Source organism: Amycolatopsis sp., assembly GCF_035546795.1.
In the GTDB taxonomy this organism is placed as follows: Bacteria; Actinomycetota; Actinomycetes; order Mycobacteriales; family Pseudonocardiaceae; genus Amycolatopsis_E.
This window is the reverse complement of record NZ_DASZWC010000045.1, coordinates 20,527-40,236: the sequence shown is the minus strand read 5'-3', so window position 1 is coordinate 40,236 and position 19,710 is coordinate 20,527. Positions and strand designations below refer to the sequence as shown.

The 19,710-nt window shown below is 61.0% G+C and carries 25 protein-coding genes and 1 pseudogene; 21 read left to right on the top strand and 5 right to left on the bottom strand.

Annotation, left to right across the window (positions count from 1 at the left end):
- Nucleotides 1-45 precede the first annotated feature (45 nt).
- Nucleotides 46-345, bottom strand: coding sequence for a hypothetical protein (locus VHD82_RS24795; protein ID WP_325708567.1), 300 nt, complete (start codon nt 343-345; stop codon nt 46-48).
- Between the two features lie 121 nt (nt 346-466).
- Nucleotides 467-763, bottom strand: a complete 297-nt coding sequence (locus tag VHD82_RS24790) for a hypothetical protein (protein WP_325708564.1) — start codon at nt 761-763, stop codon at nt 467-469.
- A gap of 321 nt (nt 764-1,084) precedes the next feature.
- Here VHD82_RS24790 and VHD82_RS24785 point away from each other — a divergent pair, with 321 nt between their 5' ends.
- The 11 genes from VHD82_RS24785 (at nt 1,085) to VHD82_RS24735 (ending at nt 8,029) form a co-directional block, all read left to right on the top strand.
- Entirely contained in the window at nt 1,085-1,474 is a 390-nt protein-coding gene (locus VHD82_RS24785) for a DUF2510 domain-containing protein (protein WP_325708561.1), read from the top strand.
- Between the two features lie 242 nt (nt 1,475-1,716).
- The gene (locus tag VHD82_RS24780; RefSeq protein WP_325708559.1) at nt 1,717-2,574 is read left to right on the top strand and encodes a hypothetical protein; all 858 of its coding nucleotides are present in this window, start codon (nt 1,717-1,719) and stop codon (nt 2,572-2,574) included.
- A gap of 38 nt (nt 2,575-2,612) precedes the next feature.
- A complete protein-coding gene (locus VHD82_RS24775; RefSeq protein WP_325708556.1) occupies nt 2,613-3,539 on the top strand; it encodes a toll/interleukin-1 receptor domain-containing protein in 927 nt (308 codons plus the stop codon).
- A gap of 129 nt (nt 3,540-3,668) precedes the next feature.
- Nucleotides 3,669-4,595, top strand: coding sequence for a hypothetical protein (locus tag VHD82_RS24770; RefSeq protein WP_325708553.1), 927 nt, complete (start codon nt 3,669-3,671; stop codon nt 4,593-4,595).
- A gap of 8 nt (nt 4,596-4,603) precedes the next feature.
- Complete coding sequence (locus VHD82_RS24765; RefSeq protein ID WP_325708549.1) at nt 4,604-4,906, top strand: 4-fold beta flower protein; 303 nt, start codon at nt 4,604-4,606, stop codon at nt 4,904-4,906.
- Nucleotides 4,907-5,145: 239 nt separating this feature from the next.
- Nucleotides 5,146-5,382 (top strand): hypothetical protein, encoded by a 237-nt coding sequence (locus VHD82_RS24760; protein WP_325708547.1) that lies wholly within the window; start codon nt 5,146-5,148, stop codon nt 5,380-5,382.
- 74 nt (nt 5,383-5,456) lie between these two features.
- Nucleotides 5,457-5,909 carry a DUF6879 family protein gene (locus VHD82_RS24755; RefSeq protein WP_325708545.1) on the top strand — a complete coding sequence of 151 codons (453 nt, stop codon included), beginning with the start codon at nt 5,457-5,459 and terminating at the stop codon, nt 5,907-5,909.
- Entirely contained in the window at nt 5,878-6,762 is an 885-nt protein-coding gene (locus VHD82_RS24750) for a helix-turn-helix transcriptional regulator (RefSeq protein ID WP_325708543.1), read from the top strand. The genes VHD82_RS24755 and VHD82_RS24750 overlap by 32 nt, the downstream gene beginning before the upstream one ends.
- Nucleotides 6,763-6,903: 141 nt before the next feature.
- Complete coding sequence (locus VHD82_RS24745) at nt 6,904-7,149, top strand: hypothetical protein (RefSeq protein WP_325708540.1); 246 nt, start codon at nt 6,904-6,906, stop codon at nt 7,147-7,149.
- A 302-nt stretch (nt 7,150-7,451) separates the two neighbouring features.
- Nucleotides 7,452-7,766 carry a winged helix-turn-helix domain-containing protein gene (locus VHD82_RS24740; RefSeq protein WP_325708537.1) on the top strand — a complete coding sequence of 105 codons (315 nt, stop codon included), beginning with the start codon at nt 7,452-7,454 and terminating at the stop codon, nt 7,764-7,766.
- The gene (locus tag VHD82_RS24735) at nt 7,706-8,029 is read left to right on the top strand and encodes a hypothetical protein (RefSeq protein WP_325708534.1); all 324 of its coding nucleotides are present in this window, start codon (nt 7,706-7,708) and stop codon (nt 8,027-8,029) included. Before VHD82_RS24740 ends, VHD82_RS24735 begins: the two co-directional genes overlap by 61 nt.
- Nucleotides 8,030-8,172: 143 nt before the next feature.
- On the opposite strand, the gene VHD82_RS24730 is transcribed toward VHD82_RS24735, so the two are convergent.
- Together VHD82_RS24730 and VHD82_RS24725 are read right to left on the bottom strand one after the other, a co-directional pair.
- Nucleotides 8,173-9,201 (bottom strand): hypothetical protein, encoded by a 1,029-nt coding sequence (locus VHD82_RS24730; protein WP_325708531.1) that lies wholly within the window; start codon nt 9,199-9,201, stop codon nt 8,173-8,175.
- A 53-nt stretch (nt 9,202-9,254) separates the two neighbouring features.
- Nucleotides 9,255-10,808, bottom strand: a complete 1,554-nt coding sequence (locus VHD82_RS24725) for a hypothetical protein (protein ID WP_325708528.1) — start codon at nt 10,806-10,808, stop codon at nt 9,255-9,257.
- Nucleotides 10,809-10,932: 124 nt separating this feature from the next.
- Between VHD82_RS24725 and VHD82_RS24720 the strand changes: the two genes are divergently transcribed.
- From VHD82_RS24720 to VHD82_RS24685, 8 genes are all read left to right on the top strand, one after another.
- Entirely contained in the window at nt 10,933-11,271 is a 339-nt protein-coding gene (locus tag VHD82_RS24720) for a hypothetical protein (protein ID WP_325708525.1), read from the top strand.
- Nucleotides 11,272-11,568: 297 nt separating this feature from the next.
- Nucleotides 11,569-11,697 carry a hypothetical protein gene (locus VHD82_RS24715; RefSeq protein WP_325708522.1) on the top strand — a complete coding sequence of 43 codons (129 nt, stop codon included), beginning with the start codon at nt 11,569-11,571 and terminating at the stop codon, nt 11,695-11,697.
- Nucleotides 11,698-11,826: 129 nt separating this feature from the next.
- Nucleotides 11,827-12,081 carry a hypothetical protein gene (locus VHD82_RS24710; protein ID WP_325708519.1) on the top strand — a complete coding sequence of 85 codons (255 nt, stop codon included), beginning with the start codon at nt 11,827-11,829 and terminating at the stop codon, nt 12,079-12,081.
- Nucleotides 12,082-12,107: 26 nt separating this feature from the next.
- Complete coding sequence (locus VHD82_RS24705) at nt 12,108-12,263, top strand: hypothetical protein (protein ID WP_325708516.1); 156 nt, start codon at nt 12,108-12,110, stop codon at nt 12,261-12,263.
- A 793-nt stretch (nt 12,264-13,056) separates the two neighbouring features.
- Nucleotides 13,057-15,231, top strand: a complete 2,175-nt coding sequence (locus VHD82_RS24700) for a type IV secretory system conjugative DNA transfer family protein (protein WP_325708513.1) — start codon at nt 13,057-13,059, stop codon at nt 15,229-15,231.
- Nucleotides 15,232-15,358: 127 nt separating this feature from the next.
- Entirely contained in the window at nt 15,359-16,168 is an 810-nt protein-coding gene (locus VHD82_RS24695) for a replication-relaxation family protein (protein ID WP_325708510.1), read from the top strand.
- Nucleotides 16,165-17,193, top strand: a complete 1,029-nt coding sequence (locus VHD82_RS24690) for a site-specific DNA-methyltransferase (protein WP_325708507.1) — start codon at nt 16,165-16,167, stop codon at nt 17,191-17,193. The genes VHD82_RS24695 and VHD82_RS24690 overlap by 4 nt, the downstream gene beginning before the upstream one ends.
- A 105-nt stretch (nt 17,194-17,298) precedes the next feature.
- Complete coding sequence (locus VHD82_RS24685; protein WP_325708504.1) at nt 17,299-17,640, top strand: hypothetical protein; 342 nt, start codon at nt 17,299-17,301, stop codon at nt 17,638-17,640.
- A gap of 97 nt (nt 17,641-17,737) precedes the next feature.
- Here VHD82_RS24685 and VHD82_RS24680 read toward each other — a convergent pair whose 3' ends face one another.
- Nucleotides 17,738-18,004 (bottom strand): hypothetical protein, encoded by a 267-nt coding sequence (locus VHD82_RS24680; protein ID WP_325708501.1) that lies wholly within the window; start codon nt 18,002-18,004, stop codon nt 17,738-17,740.
- Between the two features lie 191 nt (nt 18,005-18,195).
- On the opposite strand from VHD82_RS24680, the gene VHD82_RS24675 reads away from it, so the two are divergent.
- Nucleotides 18,196-18,618: a recombinase family protein gene (locus tag VHD82_RS24675; RefSeq protein ID WP_325708498.1), complete on the top strand. Its 423-nt coding sequence runs from the start codon at nt 18,196-18,198 to the stop codon at nt 18,616-18,618.
- Nucleotides 18,615-19,703: pseudogene (locus VHD82_RS36890) on the top strand (recombinase family protein); the annotation flags it as partial. The gene VHD82_RS24675 and the pseudogene VHD82_RS36890, both read left to right, overlap by 4 nt.
- Nucleotides 19,704-19,710 lie beyond the last annotated feature (7 nt).

Below are 19,710 nucleotides of genomic sequence, written 5' to 3'. Positions count from 1 at the left end.
TTGTGGCCAATCTTTTATAATACCGAGGACTATTATGCAAACTATTTACTTTGAGTGCAACGCCACGTACTGTTCGACGTCGAACCCATGTGCTTCAAGCCTGCTCCACGCAATACGGCGTTCTTCATCAGAAGATAATCGTTGGTACTTTGGGCGAAGCACAGTAGCTTCGAGGCTGCGACCAAGCATCTTCTCTTGCCACAGGCGCGTAAAGCCATCTGAAGCACAGGGGCCTCGCAACAAGATTCGCGCGGCGCCGACCCCGCCGTGCAGGGTCACCACCTCAAGGAACTGCTTCGCCCGATAGTTGATCGTCTTCGCAAGATAGCGGTAGCCATCGTACAACTCATCGGTGAACTCGCGACTGAGCTGCGCCAGCTCGCTGTCCTCAAACTGGAAACCTGGTCAAACACGAAATTCCTCACGCCATAGGTATATGATCGACTATTTTCTTTGGCGAGCATCATCACTGCGCAGTGACAATCACGGTCATCAATAGCGCAAAGACCAACGAGATCGATGAGAGCACGACTCCGGCGGTAGCCAAGCCACCATTGGTCGCAACCCGCCGCCGCGCGTAGGACACGCCCACTGACGCCAGCACCAGACCGATCGTTCCCAGCGGATACGCCAGCGCCCAGAGGTACAGGGGCAGCACGGAGAAGACGATCGACACCAACCCGAGGACAAAGCCCGCAGTTCCCAGCCCGTTCCGCGGTTGCGGTATCGGTGGGTAACCCGGGTATTGATAGTAGTAATTCATCGCACCCTAGCAAGCAGAATCCAAAGGAGACGAGCTCTCAGCACCCACACCATCGCCCGGCTTCCACGGTTTGTTACGAACCGTCGTTCCAGAGACGCATTGTGTTGCTGAAACGTCACGAAGATCGTGGCCAGGCAACAATCCCAACCATCAGTTCGTTTCATATCGTCGGATTTGCGCCCAGTATCGGGGTGATTCACCACCTGTCGGTAGCAGCCGACAAACGACCTCATATCCGTAACAGAGCGCCGTCTCCTGACGACAATTACTCACGAGCCTGTCGCGGATCGTCCGCCGGGTCATGTCCTCAAGGAGTCTCTCGTGGGCCTCATCCGCAAGACGTTGATGATCAGCACTGCCGGTGCAGTACGTGGCAGCAGTAAGAAGCAGCGTGTTGCGAAGGCCCAATTGAAGGAGCTTCGGCAGCAAACGCGTATCGCCGCGCAGCAGGCCAAGGCTCAACAGCAGGCGGTTCCGCTGCCAGCAACACCCGCGGCCGGCTGGTATCCCGACCAGGCCACGCCCGGCCTGCTGCGGTACTTCGACGGCCAGCAGTGGAGAACCAGACGGCTCGGACGCAGTGAGATCCGCATGTCTCCCGTCTACCTCCCGGGTGTCAGGTTCACCGAGGCTGCACCAAGCAGGTTTGCCGAAGACGAGCCTGTTGGACGGCGCGGACGAAACCTGTGTGGCCGCAAGCCACTCGCGTGAGACTCACACGGCTCCCGTCGCAACACCTTCGTACTGTTTCCTGACTTGCTCCGCGGCCGGTAGTCGCCACCGAGAGCTATGAGTGGTTACGTCCCGCGTGCGAGCCCGTGACCGCCGAGCGCAGATTTCCAGCCGCTTGCCGTCGTGGCGGGCGACAGTGCTTACAGCGGTGTAACTCTGGTATCGGAGGGTCTGCACCCAGAGATCGGGGCAGTCACGCGAACACCAGATGGAGTATGGGGATGTCGAATGCCGTCACGGCTGCAACCGCGCAAGGTCCGCTAGATCAGGGAGCAAAGTCGCTTACTCTGGCTGATGTCGAGTTGGTTCGTTCGCGGTGGCGTCGAACGCTCGATCATCATGCGCTCGACTCGGTGGGACGTGAGGACTTCGCGACGGGTGGACTCGCCGGGCGCCTTCGCGACCCGTCGGTTCAGGTCCTCCTAATTCCTGCCGACCCCGAGGCCGGTGTCGTGGACTTCGATGCTGATTTATGGTCGTGGCTTGAAGCGCAGCAGACGGTCGAAATCGACGGATGTGCTATCCGGCTCGGTGGTAACCAGAAGTGGCCGACCGCCCACGCCGCGACTGTGGTCAACGGTTACGGCCGGCAGGAGCCGTGGAACAGCTACCTTGGTGTGTATCGCTCAGGTGCCCTGGAACTGGGCCTTGGAACGCGGGGAGGGTGGGAACGAAAAAATCGAGAGGGCGAAAACATTCGTGTTTTCCACCTCATCTCAACAATCACTTATGCCTGGGCGCTCCTCAAGTTCAGCGCAATGCTCTGTGAACGGGTGCCAATTGGGGGTCCGTGGCAGCTGACCGTTGCGGTCCGGCGAACCAACGGAGCCGTGCTCGGCAACCTCGGTGAAGGCTGGGCCGAACCGCATGAGTTCGGGAACTATGTGGGTGCCTGTGTCGACCAGCACCTCCTCTGGCATATGGAGCTGCGGGACGTACCTGGGCCCGGTGAACAGGAGTCGTTGGCGTTGAAGATCGGCGGCCGACTCGAAGACGCCTGGGGCGTGACACAGCGTCGCTATCTGGGGCACCGAGGCGAGTTGGAAGGCCGACTCGACGTTCGGCGCACTGCCGACTAATCGAGTTTTGCAGATTTACCGCATGTTAAACTTAGAAAGTGCAAGAAGTGCTAACTTATGATATTGCGGTCTCGTTTGCCGGTGAACAGCGCGAATATGTTGCGGCGGTGGTTGCTGCAGCAAAAGATCGTGGGCTCAATGTCTTTTACGACAAAAACAAGGGGAACGAGTGGTGGGGTAACAACTTTGTCCGTGAGCAGCGCAAGGTCTACGGTTCGCAGACTCGGTTCTTTGTTCCCTTCATATCGAAGGACTACTTGACCAAGTCCGTGCCGATGGACGAGTTCTCGGCCGCCATGATGACGGCGGTCAAGCAAGGCGATGGCTACATCCTTCCCGTGCTCATGGGTGATGTGCAAGTGCCGCCAGATCTCCTGCACCCGCATATTCATTACCTGCGCAGTGACGACTTCAGTCCGGAGGCGCTAGCGGAGCAACTAGCGCAGCGGGTTGGTGTCGCCGCCTCAATCGGCCAGCAGCCGCGTGACGTCAGTGAGGTTGTCAAGCAGGCATTGTCGTATCGCCTACCCAAGGTGACACCGGCCGACTTCAGCAAATACGACGAGCTGGACGCAACGTTCGAGTATCTGCGGCAGCAGTTTGACCAAGCCTTGCCACAGTTGGCCTCCCTCGGCCTCGTTGGTCGCGCACGAGTCAGCGGTGAAACGCTGAAGGTTCGGATTGAACGCCACGGTGAAACCGCCTATGGCATTGACATTACCAAGGGCGGTTTCACCAGCGACGATCAGCTGAACTTCGTCGTTGGTATGAATCATATGGGTGGTGGCAACAGCAGCAACGGCCACGCCACACCCTACTTCGATCGCGACGCCGGCCAACCGAAACTCAAGATGATGGACTTCTCGGTCTTCGGCTCTATGGGCAGGAGTGATCAGGCATATACGAAGGAAGAACTGTTCCACAAGCTTTGGGACAGCATTGTGGACCGGCTGGAGCGCGTCTGACGGCATGCCGGGGTCCGGAATGAAAGCCTCCAAGGGTTTCGCTAAGCGATTGTAAGCTCTGTCGTATTCCCGTTCCTTACGCTTTCAACGGCACACGGCGGAATGGTGTGGTTGGAGTAAAATAGCTTCATGAAGCGAATATCGACGGAAGCATACCAGGCCCTACGGGCGGCTTTGCCGGTAATTACCTGGAACAAACGTCCGTTCGAGACCTACTTACGCACAGCGTTGCGGGAACATCCCGCTTTGCTTGTCGGCCTAAACTTTAGTGATACCAAACGGAACGTATCAGATCAGCTAATTGATACGCTCATAACTCACGAAGACAAGTATCAAGAAGTAACACTTCAGTTGATGCTCGAACTGGCAAGTATGACGAAGTTTCCGAACATCGAACAAATTAAGGACGAGGCTGACCGCAAACTCCGTCTGCAGGAGGCGTTCGATGCTGTTGCTGGCCTCAAGTCTGTAACCGAGCAGTACTCCGGTCGACTCGCCGAGAAAGAGCGTCAAGAGGCCGCCCGAAAAGCTGAGGCCGATCAAGCTGCAGCGATCCGAAAGTTTTCCGATGAGATAGCCAAACTGAAAGACCGCTTCCTCGCGTTGCAACAAGAGGCCGATAAGCACAAACGTGGCTACGCCCTGGAATCGCTACTCGCCGACTTGTTTCTCTTGTATGATCTTGAGCCGCGTCTGGCGTACAGCCTTGATCTAGAGCAGATCGATGGCTCGTTCAGTTTCGATACCGACGACTACATCATCGAAGCTCGCTGGCGCGAAGCCCTCGCCGACCGCGGGGACGGCGATATTTTCAAGGCCAAGGTCTTGTCGAAGGGAAAAAATGCGATGGGCCTGTTCGTGAGCATTAAAGGCTACACCGTAAACTTCATCAAGCGCTTCGAGGAGTCCACGCCGTTTATTACGATGGACGGCTCGGACTTGTACATGGTTTTGGATGGGCGAATCCGTCTTGACGACTTGCTTCGCGCCAAGAAGCGGCACGCCAACGATACGGGGTCGTGCCACCTTCCGGCCACAACCTATCTAACTGCTTAGGAGCGACGATGATGACGAACTACATCTATAACAGTAAAGGAACGGCGGTAGCGTACGTGCAGGGCCGCTTCGTCTACTCGATGCACGGAAATGCTGTCGGGCAGATAAATCAAGAAACGCACGTGCACAGGTTGTCAGGTCAGTATGTAGGCGAGCTCCATAAAGACATGATCGTCGATAAGCGTCTTGGCAACCTCGGGAATATCGGAAACCCAGGCAATCCTGGTAATGCGGGAAATCCAGGCAACCCTGGCAACCGTGGTTCAATAAATTATGGGTACCCGGACGTCTCCGCGAAGTTATTGGGTTAGTATGCCGCTCAAGAAGATTCGGACTTCGAGACGGATATGAGTTCTGGCATCCCACCTCTTACTTGACAACAAATGCGCCAGACTATCTGAACACCGTATCTCATAATCGACCGAAAAACGCCTGCGTCCGGTACTTTCCTCCGCCACGGCGCACGGCTTCAGAGTGACTTGACTCACGCGCTCGCCCTGTTCATCATGGACAAGCAATCACAAGCAATTGCTCGCAAGCGGAGGTCAAGATGCACGTCCAGTTCCTCGGCAAGGACCCGGAATCCCAGGTAGACGGGTCGCCAACGCTTTACGCCACTGACCGAACCGACCGGAAGACCTACATCGCCCAGGGGTGGCGCGTGATCGACCCGGAGGCCCTGGCGGAGATCGGTGAGATTCCGGCGCATGAGACGCTCATCGAGATTCCCGAAGAGGTCCTGAAGTACTACGCCCGGCGCTACGTGCAGGAAGCAGGAGACCGCTGAGCCGCTTCATCGAGGCCGGTCCCGCCTTCCGCCAGCTGTTTCACGACTTCCAGCACACGGCTTACCGGCTGGAGTTGCGGGATCAGTACGCCTCACCATACGAAGACGAATCACTGCGCAAGTTCCTGGCCGGTGAACCGGACGATCTGCCCTGGATGCAGTCCTGGCTCGACATGGTGCGGGAAGCCGCCGCTGCAGGCCGCCGTTTCGCGCGTGTCCGGGTCGTCTCCCTGCCGCTGACCGACTACAGCCGCTTCGGTGTCTGGTGTGCCCAGTTCACGGGTGGCGCCGGGGAGGACATCCGCTACCTGCCGCGTCACCAGGCCGGCGACTTGCCGGATGAGGACTACTGGCTGTTCGACTCGCGGTTGTTGGTGCGCCTGCGCTACGACGAGCAGACCACGTTCCTCGGCGGCGACGTGATCGAGGACCCGGCAACCATCGTGGCGCACAACTACTGGCGGGATGCTGCCTGGCATCAGGCAGTACGACGGGATGATTTTGCAGCCCAACAAGGAATCGCGTAGCTCCAGCGTCCATGACGCCCGCGTGGCGCTTGGCAAACGGCTCCGTGAGTTGCGCGTTGAGGCCGGACTGTCCGGCAAGCAGCTCGCGGCGTCGTTGTCGTGGCAAGCCTCGAAAGTCTCGAAGCTCGAGAACGGGCGGCAGACCCCGAGCGACGACGACATCCGCGCCTGGACACGGGCTACGGGCCGCGACGTCGAGACCGACGGGCTACTGGCCTCACTGCACACGCTGGAGGTGCAGTACGCCGAGTGGCGACGCCTGCTCCGCGCCGGTGTCCATAACCGCCAATCCGAGCTCGGCGAGCTGGACCAGCGCACCCGCTTCTTCCGCGTCTTCGAAGCCACCGTCGTTCCCGGACTGCTGCAAACTGCGGAGTACGCCCGCTACCGGTTTGCCGACGCCATCCGCGTGCTGCGGCTGGAGACAGACCTGGACGCCGCAGTCGCGGGTCGCATGAAGCGCCAAGACATGTTCTACCGGCCGGATAAGCGCTTTCACTTCGTGCTCACCGAAGCGGCGCTGCGCTTCCGGCTCTGCCCGCCTGAGGTCATGCTCGGCCAGCTCGACCGCTTGGTGTCGCTGTCGGCGCTGCCGAATGTCAAGCTCGGCATCGTCGGGTTCGAGACGACCTACACCACGGCGCCGTGGCACGGCTTCTGGATCTTTGATGACGACCACGTGGCGGTGGAGACCTACTCGGCCGGGCTGAAACTAGCGCAGCCGCACGAGATCGAGCTATACAGCGGCGTCTTCAAGGAGCTGGCGACGGTCGCGAGTTACGGGCGCGCGGCGCGGAACATCCTGACGCGGGTCATCGACGACGTGGCCGCCGAGGCCACGGATAGCGAGTAATTGCCCGGCCCGACGCGCGTGCGACCAGGTCAAGCAATCTTGAGCAATTTGCTCGCCTTGCGCTCCACCGCGTCCATACGCTCCCCGCCACGATCACCAGAAGGTGCTCGCTCCACTGGACCACGAAGGTGGGTACCGAGGATGCGTGCTACTGCGCCACCGCGGACAGGCGGCGACCAGCAGACCGTGGCGTTGACTGCCGCGCTGTTGTCGGTCGCGGCGAACTTGCCACAGGCGGCCGAAGAGCTTGCCCAGCAGCGGATGCCGCCGGCGCGGCAACGGGTCTTGGCTTCCTTGCTCGCTGAGGTCGGTGCGTTGCTCCACGAACATGCCGACCTAGCCGCCGAACGGGTCGACGTGGAGCCTGGCCCGGCCACGCCGCCGTGACCCGAGTCGCCCTGGCCCGGCCTCGTGTACGTCGGTGTGGTGGCACTCGTTTCGGTGACCTTCGCGGCACGGAGGGTGCGACAGCGGCGGCAAGCACGCCAGCTGCGCGGCCCGGTCGCGGTCCTGGTGCACCGCATTGAGCAGGAACGACTGACGCAGTCCACTGACCGGCTGCGATCTTGCGTGCCGGGACTTCCGGCCGGATGGCGATGGCCTGCCCGCGACGCCGACCGGGGCGCTACCCCGCCACCAAACAGGGAGAAACCGTGATTGACTTTCAGCCTGACGAAACCATCGGCTACGTGTACGAACAGATGGCCAGCCATCTCGGCGCACGGATCAAGTCGGGCGAACTGGTGCCGGGGCAGCCGCTGCCGTCAGAACGCCGGCTGGCCGAGGAGTATGACGTCTCGCTGGGGACTGCCCGGCACGCCACCCGGCTGCTGCGCTTCCGCGGCCTGGTCGTGACTATTCCTGCCAGAGGCACCTACGTCACCCGCCGTCGCTCACTGCCGACCTTTTCCGACATCCCGACTCACCTGAAGGAACACCGGCCATGCCCCGACCCACTGACAAGGACTACCTCCAGCAATACGAACGCACCAACCTCCTACTGATCAGGCTCCGGGACACGCTGGAAGAACTCGACGAGTGTCTGGAGGACGCCGACAACATCGTGCGGGCCGACATGACCGGACTGCACGAGTTCGCCGAGCACGATGAACGGGACTTCCTGCAACACCTGGCCATCGCGGGCACTCACCTGCGCGGCAGCGAGCGGGTGTTGTCGGGGTACCGGGTGGACTTGGGGAAGGCTATGGCGCATGAGGGGGTTGAAATACCGGAGAACGGCTTGACCGAATATCGGGACGAGCCGTAAGCCGAAATCTAGCTAATGCCTTCCCATGTTTGATGGCCCTATAAACAAATCAGCACGGAGATACCGGGACGGACACTACTAGTCGTCACTTTCAGGGGCCGAGACGCGCAACGACACCGAGCACCGACGGTCCTTGGCTCTTATTACTGTTTCGGGGCAAGCGTCCCCTCCCACGCACACATACAACTGGAAAACGAGCTTGCGTAGACGGGACTACGCGCTACCGGGTCAGGGAATTTCGTGGGATCGACGCCCAACGCTGCCGCATCGGCTCGGGCCGTTGGGGTGTTCCAGCCGGAGACAACGAAACCGGGGTAAGTGCAACCGTCATCACAGTTGGGATGTACGGTCATCGACTGCGCGATCTTGGCACGAATTTCCTCTTGGTTGAGATAGGGCATCTCGGTCGCTTGCCAGAAACGTTGCGCAGTACCTCCAAAACGGGAGAGCGTCAACAAGTCGTTCATGGCAAGCGCCTCATACACCTGCCATACGAGAATGGGATTTTCGACTGGGCGCCCTCGGTCGTCGGTTAACATGGGCTCAGCTTGACCAGCAGCAGGCGGTTGCGTTAGAACTGATCCACCATTGATTCCGTTAATAATTTGGAGGGCTAGCTTCGTTAGCGGAGAGCCGATTGTATCGGTTGTGTACAACCCACCGGAAAGAGGATCTGGCCGGTAGACAAGTGTCAAGATGGAATCGACATTCTGTTGCGGGGCCGTAAGGGCGATGTTCGTGTCCTTGAATCTTGCGTACATCGTTGCGCTGCCCGCATCCCAAACCCGGGGAACGCCGTTATTGTTGTCTTTTCGGTACGCGGAGTTTCCTTGGAGTTCAGCGAACTTGTCGATGCCGTTTTGCATCGCGACACTGACGGCAACGTCAACGACATCGGCCGGGGCGGCTCCGAGGCCGGTGAGCTGACAACGAGCGCTTTGGCCCTCATTGGGTGGTGCCGGAGTAGACAGCACTGCTGCGCCATCTGTGCCCGTCAAGAACGATGCCGCAGCCTGGCTGTCGATGTAGGCGCACAGTCCGTTCGCTGGCAGCGGATGGGCAGCAGGGGCGTTCGCGGTGGGCGTGACATGGCTTCCTGCACTACAAGCTGTCGATATCAGCAACATGGCGCAGACGCTCCAGCCAAGCGCGACCGTCCGGTGACGACGCATACGCTGCTCCCTTGCTGAGACTTGGCTCGGGCAATACGGGACGTGGCTGCGCCTCAGTACCCCCTGTATGTAGCTGGATCGACTGTCACGAACGAGTCGTTACCGGCCGGACTGGCGACACCGCCGCCGTACACCGCCCGGTAGCTCGCAAATCGCGGGCTCATGGTCGCGCTGTCCTCGACGGTAGCCGTGACCTCGAACGGCTTCCCGTGGTCATCAACTGTCTCTGTAACCGCGCCGTTCGGCGTGTCCACCAGGAGCTCGAACGAAAACCGGCAGTCCTGATGGCTGGTAGTGGCGTCGACAAGCAACGTCGTGTTCTCGCCGGGGGCAAGGTCGATGTGGTGGCCGTTCCCCTTCTCGCCAAAGTAGGCTCCGGCCGGCTTGCCGCCCACGTATGCTTTCGCGACCGGGAATTGCTCATCGAGGTCAACTGCCAGGTTCAGGTCGTTGCTGGGGCCTGCGGGTGGCGAGTACAGCAGCGTCCCGGTCAGCGGCGCCTGGCACTGTTTCACCACTTGCAGGTCGCTGATCGTCACTGTGCTTTGCGCGTTGCTGCGGAGGTCGATGCTCAAACGCGCGTCATCCGGGGTCACCCCGCCATGCCCCAGTACCCAATTCGTGTATCCCGACCCGTTGCCGTTGAGGCCGTTGAGGGACGCGAGGTCGATGGCCGAGAACTGCACCTTGTTTGGAAAGACGAAGCTCCAGCCAGCCGGGCCGCTCCCGTCTCGCACATATGACACCGATCCGACGTGGACCGGCCCGGTGTCGGATGAAGCGGCTGGTTGGGCAGAGGCGGCAATAGAGCCACCTGCACCGGTAGGGGGCATCGACTGAGAACTCTCGTCTTTGACCGGCACGATCCACCAGACGATTGCAGCGGCCGACAAGGCCATGGCGGCGATAGCTACTTTGCGCCTCCAGATAGACCACCAACTCTTTTTGGCCAAAGCGACGCTCGGTAGAAAGTCGACGTTCGGCGTCGTCCCATGAACATCTACGGGCGAATGTGGTGCACTTTTCTCAGGCCGTTCGCCAGGCGAACCTTGCCCGTCCAATTGCAGGACGGCACGCACATCCGCTGGCTCGGCTGATGGCTCGTCGGTCTCGGCGGCACCGTCGTCACGGGGAAACGGTTCTCCCGGAGCAAAATCCTGCCACTCTTTCCATAATGCACCAGCGATGTGATCGTAGACTTTCTTCGTGTAGCCAATAACTGCGTTCTTTGATCTACTGAGATTGCGCGGTGGATCACTGATATTCGGAAGTTTCTGACTCTTCCGAAAATTCTTATCGAGACACGATTGTCGTTCACCATACCCGAATGACCGCTTTTCGGTTAACGGTGAAATGTTAAAACTAAGACGGCCTGCAAGAGCGAGAAGTCTCTGCGTAGAATCATCCGGGGTGCTATCGATCATTCGCTCGAACTTTGGGAATACAGCTTTTCGCGCGGCCTGGTCGTCAACTTGAGAGTCAATACCCCATAACCGACGCAATCCTTCGCCAAGGCTTGTCGCTAGCTCTCGACGCTGGAGACCTGTCCCTTTTGCGAGGTCTTCCACTTTTGCCCTGATCGCAGCCCAGTCCTCATCCTCAGCCATACGTGTCGCCCTACTCGCCAAAGCTGTACCTAGTGCATACCTCGCACCACCGGGTGGACGCGTTACAGCCACAGCTCATATTTTCTTTTGCAAATATCGGCAGATTGTCGTTTAATGAAAATATATGAATGAAAGACATGACCATACGCCTAAATCAATTGAAGGAGGTGACGCTTTTGACCCATACGCATCTCTAACCCCTGAAGAGGTTGAAGAGCAGATCAGGGCGCAAACTGGCCATCTTTCTCTAGAAGAAATTGAGGAGCAGATCAGAGAACGGCAGCAGTTTGGCGCCCTGACTTTAGAGGAAGTAGAGGAAGAAATCAAAGCACGAAGTGACCACCCGTCCTTCGAAGGGGGTGAAGAGGAGTTAGCTCAACCTAGGCCGGCCGGGCAAACTAAATCCAATCGTGAACACTCAGACCCTGACATCGACGACAATGGCAGGAGTGAGCGTCCTTGATCAAACGACCCGGCTAGTCAAGTCAGCGTCAGACCCCCGGCTGCTCCTGACCGGCCACCACTCAGACCTCTGTCCCTTGTTTGGTACTCGGTTGGTACACTTTTCATCTTGCTATTTCCGCAGGTCAGAACGGTTGTGGCGTGTCAGATCCGTACCAATACGGCACCATTCCTGGCAATTCCTCCTAGTTCGGCAATTGGCGTTCTGGCAGGCTCATTGTTGTCCCCGAAGACAGTATCCCGCAGCGCGGATCGTTGAGGGACGTGTTGTTTCATAAATCAATGAAGGGCGGCCCTCATGGGTACTGCGATCACTATCGCGGCACTTGCCGGACTGTTCTTGGTGCTGATGCTCGTACTGTTTGGTCTTCTGGCTGGCTGGACGATTGCGCGGCACTTCGAACGGGACCGCAAGAACCAGAAGTAGCGCATCAAGCGCCGCTTTCTGGCTAAGGAGGTGAGATAGACGTTGAGAGTGCGCGGCAGGTAGTAGCTGCCGCGCACTTTTCGACGATACCTCATGCCCTATCGGCTACTCAAACCATCTAAAGGAGGTTTGGATTACGTGCGTAACGGTATCGGCGCGGCAGTCGGACGCGTCCTCGGAGTCGTGGCTGGGCTTCTGGTCTTCGGACTGGGCCTCAAGTTGCTGGCTGCACTGCTCAGCCCGGTCTTGCCACCGGAACTGCTGCACATTCTGTCGGGTGGCTGGGACCTGCTGTTCAGCCTGGTCGGCGGCGCGTGGCCGGCGATCGGCGCCATCTTCATCCTCGCAGTCCTCGGCTTGGTTGTCCTCGGCCGAAGGCGCTAACCATTCCCAGAAAGGAGGCCGTCAGAATGTTTTTCGTCCTCTTCATGCTCCTGCTGTTCTTCGGGCCGTTCGGCCTCGTGCTCATAGGCGCGGCCACGGTGTCGGCCTTGCTGACCTACGGTCTGCCGATCGTAGGTGTGCTACTCCTGATCTGGCTCATCTGCGCAGTTATCTCGCGCTGAATCGCAACGCTCTCTTCTAATTCTTCGGCTCAACCATGAATTCGCGGAACGGGAGAACCATGTCCATGTCACGCTGTACTCGCAAGCAGTTGGTCGGAAAATTCGAGGAAAACCTCACCATTTCACGCCGCGATTGGCAGGTCCGTGATCTGCGGCGACAGCTCCGGAGACAGTGGCGGCTCGGCCTGCCGGAGTCAAAGTTGGTTTAGCTGTAGCAAAGTGGGTGGGCGGCTTACGGCCGCCCACCCACTGACACCCCAGGTTTGCTGGATAATTCTCAAGTAAATTCGTGACAACCGTCTGGTGCGTTGCCAGAGGTCGCAGGCTGCCGATCGCTGTTGTGGAATCAGGTTGACAGTGTTTGCAGCGGCCGACGTGTGCCAGATAATAAGTTTCGGACCGAGTGCGGGTCTCAGGTGTGTCTGCCAGAAAGAATTTTGCAGCTCTTCTGGCCGCTTACCTGGAACCATTACCCGGTCCCGGTCTAACTTCCTCGAAAACAACAGGAAGTCTCTACATTACACCAAAATTCGCACCTTGCTGTCAAGGCAGCAAGGTTTGTGGTGCCGTAGCGACCCTCCTGCGTTTTCGGGCGAGCATCGAAAGGGGGTTTGTTTGCTATGGCCGAAAAACCACAGAACCGTCCCGTCATCGTGACGGGAACGGAGGAACGCGCCCATCCGGCGCTTCAGAAATTGGCGAGGGCTTGCCTCACCCTGGCCCGTCTGCGGCCGGGCATGAGTACGTCCGAGCTACAAGACGTACCGAATCCTCCGGCCGGGGAGGCAACCTCATGACGGCTTGGAGTTGGTGCGAGGTGTTTCTGCCCCAGGGAATGTCGCTTTCCGAGAGCACGGCCGTTACCCGCGTGCTGGTCGGGCGGCCGCGGTTCGGGTTGCTCGGACTGCAACCCCTGGTGGTCTTTGAGCTTTGGCTGTACCGGGGCCGGGTGCGCTGGTTGGTGGGTATGGATGAGCGCATCGCGAGCGTCTTGCCCGCCGAGTTCCAGGCTCAGTGCCCAGGCCTGGTCATCGTGCCCGTTGAAGACCCACGACGACCGATTCCCGTAACGGGCCGAGAACTGCGCTTCCGCAGTCTGGCCTGGCCGATGCGGCTGGATGTCGCCGAGGGCGTGACGGCGGCACTCGTGCGCCACCATGCCGATCTGCGTAAGGACGAAGCGGTCGTCCTCCAATGGTGCGTCGGGCCGAGCCAGGTGCGTACCGACTATCCCGCCCGGCAGAGACCGCTCGACGTCCTAGGCTTCACCGAACCGCCGGAGCCGGACGCCAGCGACCAGCAGGCCTGGCGACGCAAGCTGACCGAGCCTCTCTACGGCGTACGCGGTCGCGTTGGTGCCTACGCCGACGGTCCTCGCCGGGCCGCCGGGCTGACCCGGCCGGTGTTTTCCGCCCTGCAGTTGGCAAATGTGGCTCACGCTCGCGTGCAGACGTCGCCGCAGTCTTCGCAGATCGCCGGTCAAATCACACGGATCATGGGTAGAGCTCGCACGTGGTCAAGCACGATCAACGCCGCCGAGCTCGCGGTGCTGATCGGCTGGAATGTCGGCGACACCGCGGTTCCCGGACAGCGTGGCAGCTTCGCACCGCCACCACCGGTCCTCTGTACCCCAGCCAGCGGGAAACAGTCAGGCATCCGCACGCTGGGCACCAGTGCCCATGCCGCGAGTAAGGCGGCGACGGTATCGCTGCCGTGGCCGAGCTACAGCGCCAACATGCTAGTCATCGGGCCGACCGGAGTTGGTAAGTCGACGCTGTTGGCCCGGTGGGCGCTCGACGAAGCCGCCGCCGGACGTTCGGTGATCGTCATCGAGCCCAAAGGTGATCTTGTCCGGGATATCCTCGCCCGCTTGCCGCAACACCGTCATGATGACGTGGTAGTCATCGATCCGGGTATCAGCGACGGCACAGCTGTCACCGGGATCAATCCCCTGGCAGGACCGCGCCAAGACGCCGAACGCCGGGCCGACTCGCTGCTGCACGTCTTCCGGGAACTGTTCGGAAGCGCCATCGGAGCCCGCAGCGCCGATACCTTGCTCCACAGTTTGATCCTGGCAGCAAGGCTTCAAGATGGGACATTAACGGACGTCCTGCCGATCCTGACCATGCCAGGCTTCCGCCGTCGCGTCGTGCAGCAGGTCGGCGACCCGCTCGTGATCGGGCCGTGGGTGCAGTGGTTCGACGGACTCAGCGAGCAGCAACGCGGGCAGATCGTCGCGCCAGTGGCGAACAAACTTCGGGCCGTCTCTGCCAGACCTAACCTGCGGCATCTTTTCGCGCAACCACAACCAAAATTCGCGCTGGACGACGTTTTTGCACGGCCCCGCGTGGTGCTCGTAAATGTCAATTCCGGTGCCGTTGGCCCTGAGGCTGCCGCGATGATTAGCAGCATCCTGCTGAACCAGCTCTGGGAAGGTATCCAACGACAGATGACTCGCCCGGCTGTCCAGCGACGTCCGGTGTCCCTCATCGTCGATGAGTGGCAAACGGCGACCGCAGGTCTTGACTTCGCGGACGTTCTGGCGCGCAGCCGAGGCGCCCGGACCTCGTTCACGCTGGCGAACCAGAACCTCGACCAGCTGAGTCCGACGTTGCGTGCCGCCGCCCTGGCTAACGCGCGGTCCCGAGTGATCTTCCGGCCGGCCGAGGGCGACGGCCGGGCACTGGCAGCGGTGCTCGGCGAGAACGTCACGACTGAGGACTTGAGCGGGCTTCCGGCCTACCGCGCGGTTGCCCGCGTATTGGTTGATGCGCGCCCATCGGACGCCTTCGAAGTCGCTACTCCAGCGCTCGGCCCGTTGAGCACCGACCCGGATGCCCTGCGGCGGGTCAGTATCGCGCGTTACGGCCGTGACCCGCAGGAGCTGGATAACGCCATCCTCGAGCGCTGGCAGGGCGAGCAACCACCACCGGATCTACCAATCGGTATCCGGAGGAAGCAGCCATGACCGGGGGCACGCGGGCTACCGCCCGCCCTACCGGTCGGCCTGCCGGTCGCGTCGAGACCGCACGTTGTCGACCAGCGGTCAGGGGGCGGCAGCGCCATCGACACTCCAGCGTTGCTGGAGGTCTGCATTGACGGCGCGGGCTCGGGCGGTCGCCGCCCGGCTCAGTCCCCGTGATTTTGCTGTTCTGGCCAGCCTCCAGGAGTTCCGGCTCATGACTGGCTCGCAGCTCCGACGCCTGCATTTCCCCGGCACGCACCTACCGACGCAAGCACGGAAGTGTCGGGCTGCACTGCAACGGCTGACCCAGCACCGCGTTGTTGTCCGGCTGCACCGACGCGTCGGCGGCATCCGCGCCGGATCGGAAGGCTACGTGTATGGCTTGTCCGGGCTTGGGCACGCCGTGCTCGACCTTGACCAGCCGGGTATTCGGCGGCATCGCAGCGTCATCGACACCAAACCTGCGTTCGCCGACCACGTCTTAGCGGTCGCGGAGCTGGCCGTCCGACTCGGCGAACTCGCGCTGGTCGGTGCCTGCACCATTGAGGAGCTACGCGCCGAACCTGGCTGCTGGCGCTGGTTTGCCGGTATCGGCGGTGGCAGACGCGTCCTGAAACCCGACGCGTTCGTACGTTTGTCTATTGAGGACTACGAGTTGACGGCGTTCATCGAGCAGGACATGAACACCGAGTCTCTGCGGGTCATTGAGACCAAACTCAAGGTCTACATCGACTACTGGCACAGCGGCACCGAACAGCACCACTCCGGGGTCTTTCCCCGCGTCTGGTGGCTCGTGACGCACATCGCCCGGCTCCAAGCGATCGCCGCTGTGATCGAACGCCTGCCACAGTCCGCACGCGGACTGTTCACCGTCGCGCTCAGCAACGACGCGCCCCACCTACTTACGCAACTTCCCAGCACTGAAGGAGGTGCCCGATGAGCAACGCCAACTCCTTACCCCGCAAGCACATTCTCATCGGGGACGTCCGTGAACAGCTGGCCGAACTGCCCGACTCCTCGGTGAACTGCGTCATCACCAGCCCGCCGTACTTTGCTTTGCGGGACTACGGCCACGAAAACCAAATCGGCGCTGAAGCAGACGTGGAGGCATGGGCCGCCGAGATCGCCAGCGTCTGCATGGAGCTGGGCCGCATCCTCAGGCCGGATGGCGCGCTCTGGCTCAACCTCGGCGACGGCTACGCGAGGCACCCCCACGAAGGCGCGCCCAAGAAGAGCCTGCTGCTCGGCCCGCAACGCGTCGCCCTGCGCATGACCCGTGCCGGATGGCTACTCCGGAACCAGATCATCTGGGCGAAGAAGAACCCCATGCCGTCGAGCGTTAACGACCGGCTCACCAATACGCACGAGTTCGTGTACTTCTTCACGCGTCAGCCGCGCTACTACTTCGACCTCGACAGCATCCGACAACCCACCTCCGGCGCCCCGCCGACCAAGGTACGGAAGCACAGCACCAACTACCCGCCTCGCGCCGCCGTGCCTTCGCTCGGCAACGGCCAGACTCCGCGCGTCGATCTCAACCGCGGCCTCGCCGGACTCAAAGCAGCCGGACGCGACAGTCACCCGCTCGGCAAGAACCCCGGCGATGTCTGGGAAACCGCCACCGCGAGCTATCGAGGAGCCCACTTCGCGACGTTCCCCATCGACCTGATCCGTAAGCCGTTGCTCGCCACCTGCCCCGAAAGGGTATGCACCCACTGCCAGACACCGTGGCGACGTGCCGAACAGATCATCGACGGCCGGAAACTCGCCACCGGTCCTTTGCGGACGGCCTGTGGCTGCCGCGCGGACTGGCGGCCCGGTGTCGTACTTGACCCCTTCATGGGGTCGGGCACCGTCGCCCTTGCTGCCGAAGCCCACAGCCGCGACTGGATCGGGATCGAGCTGAACCCCGACTACGCCACGCTCGCCGAAGCTCGGCTCGCCGCTCAGCGCCGTGCGCGATGAAAGCTGGCAGACCACCGCTACCCGGTGGCCTGTGGTCGCCCACTTCCATGCGTCTGCGCCGCAGACCAGTGCACGATCACACCACACCGAGGAGGAAGATCGGTCATGACTGATCCGACCGGCAAGAACGGCACGAAAACGCTCGGCGTCAAGCTGCCGCCTGAACTGCACGCCCAGTTCACGCTGGTGGCCCAGCTCGATGAGATCAGCCTGAATGTGGCGGTCCTGCGAGCTGTCGAGCAATACGTGGCGACCAAACAGTCCGAACCCAACTTCGCCCAGCGCGCCGCCGGGGCCCTGGCCGAAATCGAACGCGAAGCCGCCGAACGGCGGGCCGCGATCGAGGGACTGTTCGGTAACACGGCCGTGCCGAAGCCCGAGGGCACCGCCGACGAGACGTCGAAGGCCAAGCCCACTCGGAACCGCCGCAGCTCCACCGAGGAGTAGCGGCACAACCCCAACGGTCACAGGAAGCGTTTCGAGCGCTGCAAGCCCTCCGCTTCCTGTGACCTTTTACTCCCCGAAGGGAGGTCACCCATGCTGCCTACTGCCGTCGTTTCCGCAGCTGTCGCAAGTCGGCCTCGGCGCTTAGCGCGTCCTCGTCCGGCGCAAGTGGCGTGTCCGCCGACAGTTCGCGGGCTGCTCGCCACAGACGGACTATCTCGACCGCCAGTTGCGGACGGCGCGCGGCGATGAACGCGATATTGAAGCCGACCGCATCAACGTTAGCGCCATGCACGCTTGAAGAAACTCCCGTCGGAGAATCCGAGCGCATCGCCAGCTTAGAGACTCTTGTTTTTCCGTACTGCATAACAATACTCCGTTTAACTTGTACTTCAGGTATAACACAACCCGCCGACCTGCTGCAAATTCCGCAGCACACATGTCACCGAAGAAAACAGCGTGAAATAACCGGGAGGACAGCCTGTCCTTTCTTGGCACCGTTCGGAAATGCTGAAAAAATCGATACATAAAGGAGGAAACCAAGAAGGGAGATAATAAATGCAGGAAAGAGTGCGCCGCGACAAGGCGGCAGCCGCCTACATACGGGTCGCCTCACAGCACCCGGAGGACGCGGGAGCCGTCCAGCACCAGCGGGCGGGCTGCGACCGCATCGCGGCCAAACGTGGCCTTACCATCGTGCGCGAATACGTTGACCAGGGTTGTCCCGCAGAATTGGAACGTCAGCAGCACCTGCTCCAGCTGCTGCGCGACCTCGGCCGGGATCAAGACGTGGCCTCCGTGGTTATCTGGGACTACTCGCGGCTGGCAAGTGACCTGGAACAGCTGCAGGCCATTATTGACTGGATACGTAACTGCGGCGCGGAGGTCATCACCATGACCGGCGTCGAAGCCGCGAGTCGATTCATAACAGAACACGACCAAGAATACATGAATGAGCGTGAGAGGAGGACACACAAATGAACACGCCACTGGACACCCGTAGCAACCGTCAAACGGCACTGGAAGCCGTCCGCCGCAAGCCGTCCCGCCGTAGCGGTAAACCGCCAACCGAACCGGAACCGGGAACCTTGCCCGTGGCGTTCATTTACCTGCGCGTGAGCACCAAAGAGCAAGCCCGCACCGGCGGTGGCGCGGAGGGCTACTCGATTCCCGCCCAGCGCGACGCCTGCCGGGCGAAAGCCGCCCAATTAGGCGCGGTCGTCCATGAGGAGTACGTCGACGCCGGAGAGTCAGCGCGTTCAGCCGACCGCGACGACTTGCAGCGGATGCTGCGTGACGTCAAGAAAGTCGCGCCGGATTACGTCATCGTCCACAAGATCGACCGCCTGGCCCGCAACCGGGCTGACGACATCGCGATCAACCTGACGCTGCAAAAACACGGCGTGAAGCTCGTGTCCTGCACAGAGAACATCGACGACACACCCAGTGGCCGATTGCTCTACGGGCTGCTTGCCGAGCTCGCCCAGTTCTATTCCGGCAACCTTGCCCAAGAGGTCATGAAGGGCCTCATCCGCAAGGCGGAAGAAGGCGGTACGCCCTTCCGTGCTCCGCTCGGCTATCTCAACCGCCGCGAGATGCGCGACGGGGCTGACTACTCCTGGGTCGAACTCGATACCGAGCGTGCCGAGATCATCCGGTGGTGCTTTGAGCAGTACGCCAGCGGCGAATGGTCCGGCCCCGACCTGACTCTCGCCGCTCAGGCCAAGGGGCTCACCAATCGACCCCGTGGCGGCGTACCGAGCAAGCCGCTCGGACTGACCGGGATCTATCACCTGCTGCAGAACCCGTACTACATGGGCGTCGTCTCCTACCGAGGCATCCATTACGAGGGCAGGCACCAGCCCCTCGTTGAACCGGAAACCTGGCTCGCCTGCCAAGACGTGCTCGCCTCGCACCGGTACGGCGAGAAGGACCGCGTCCACCCCCATTACCTGCGGGGCACCATCTTCTGCTCGGACTGCGGCGGCCGACTGGTCTACTCCGAGCAGAAGGGCAACGGCGGCACCTACGCGTACTTCTGGTGTGTGAAGCGCAAGACCAAGATCAACAACT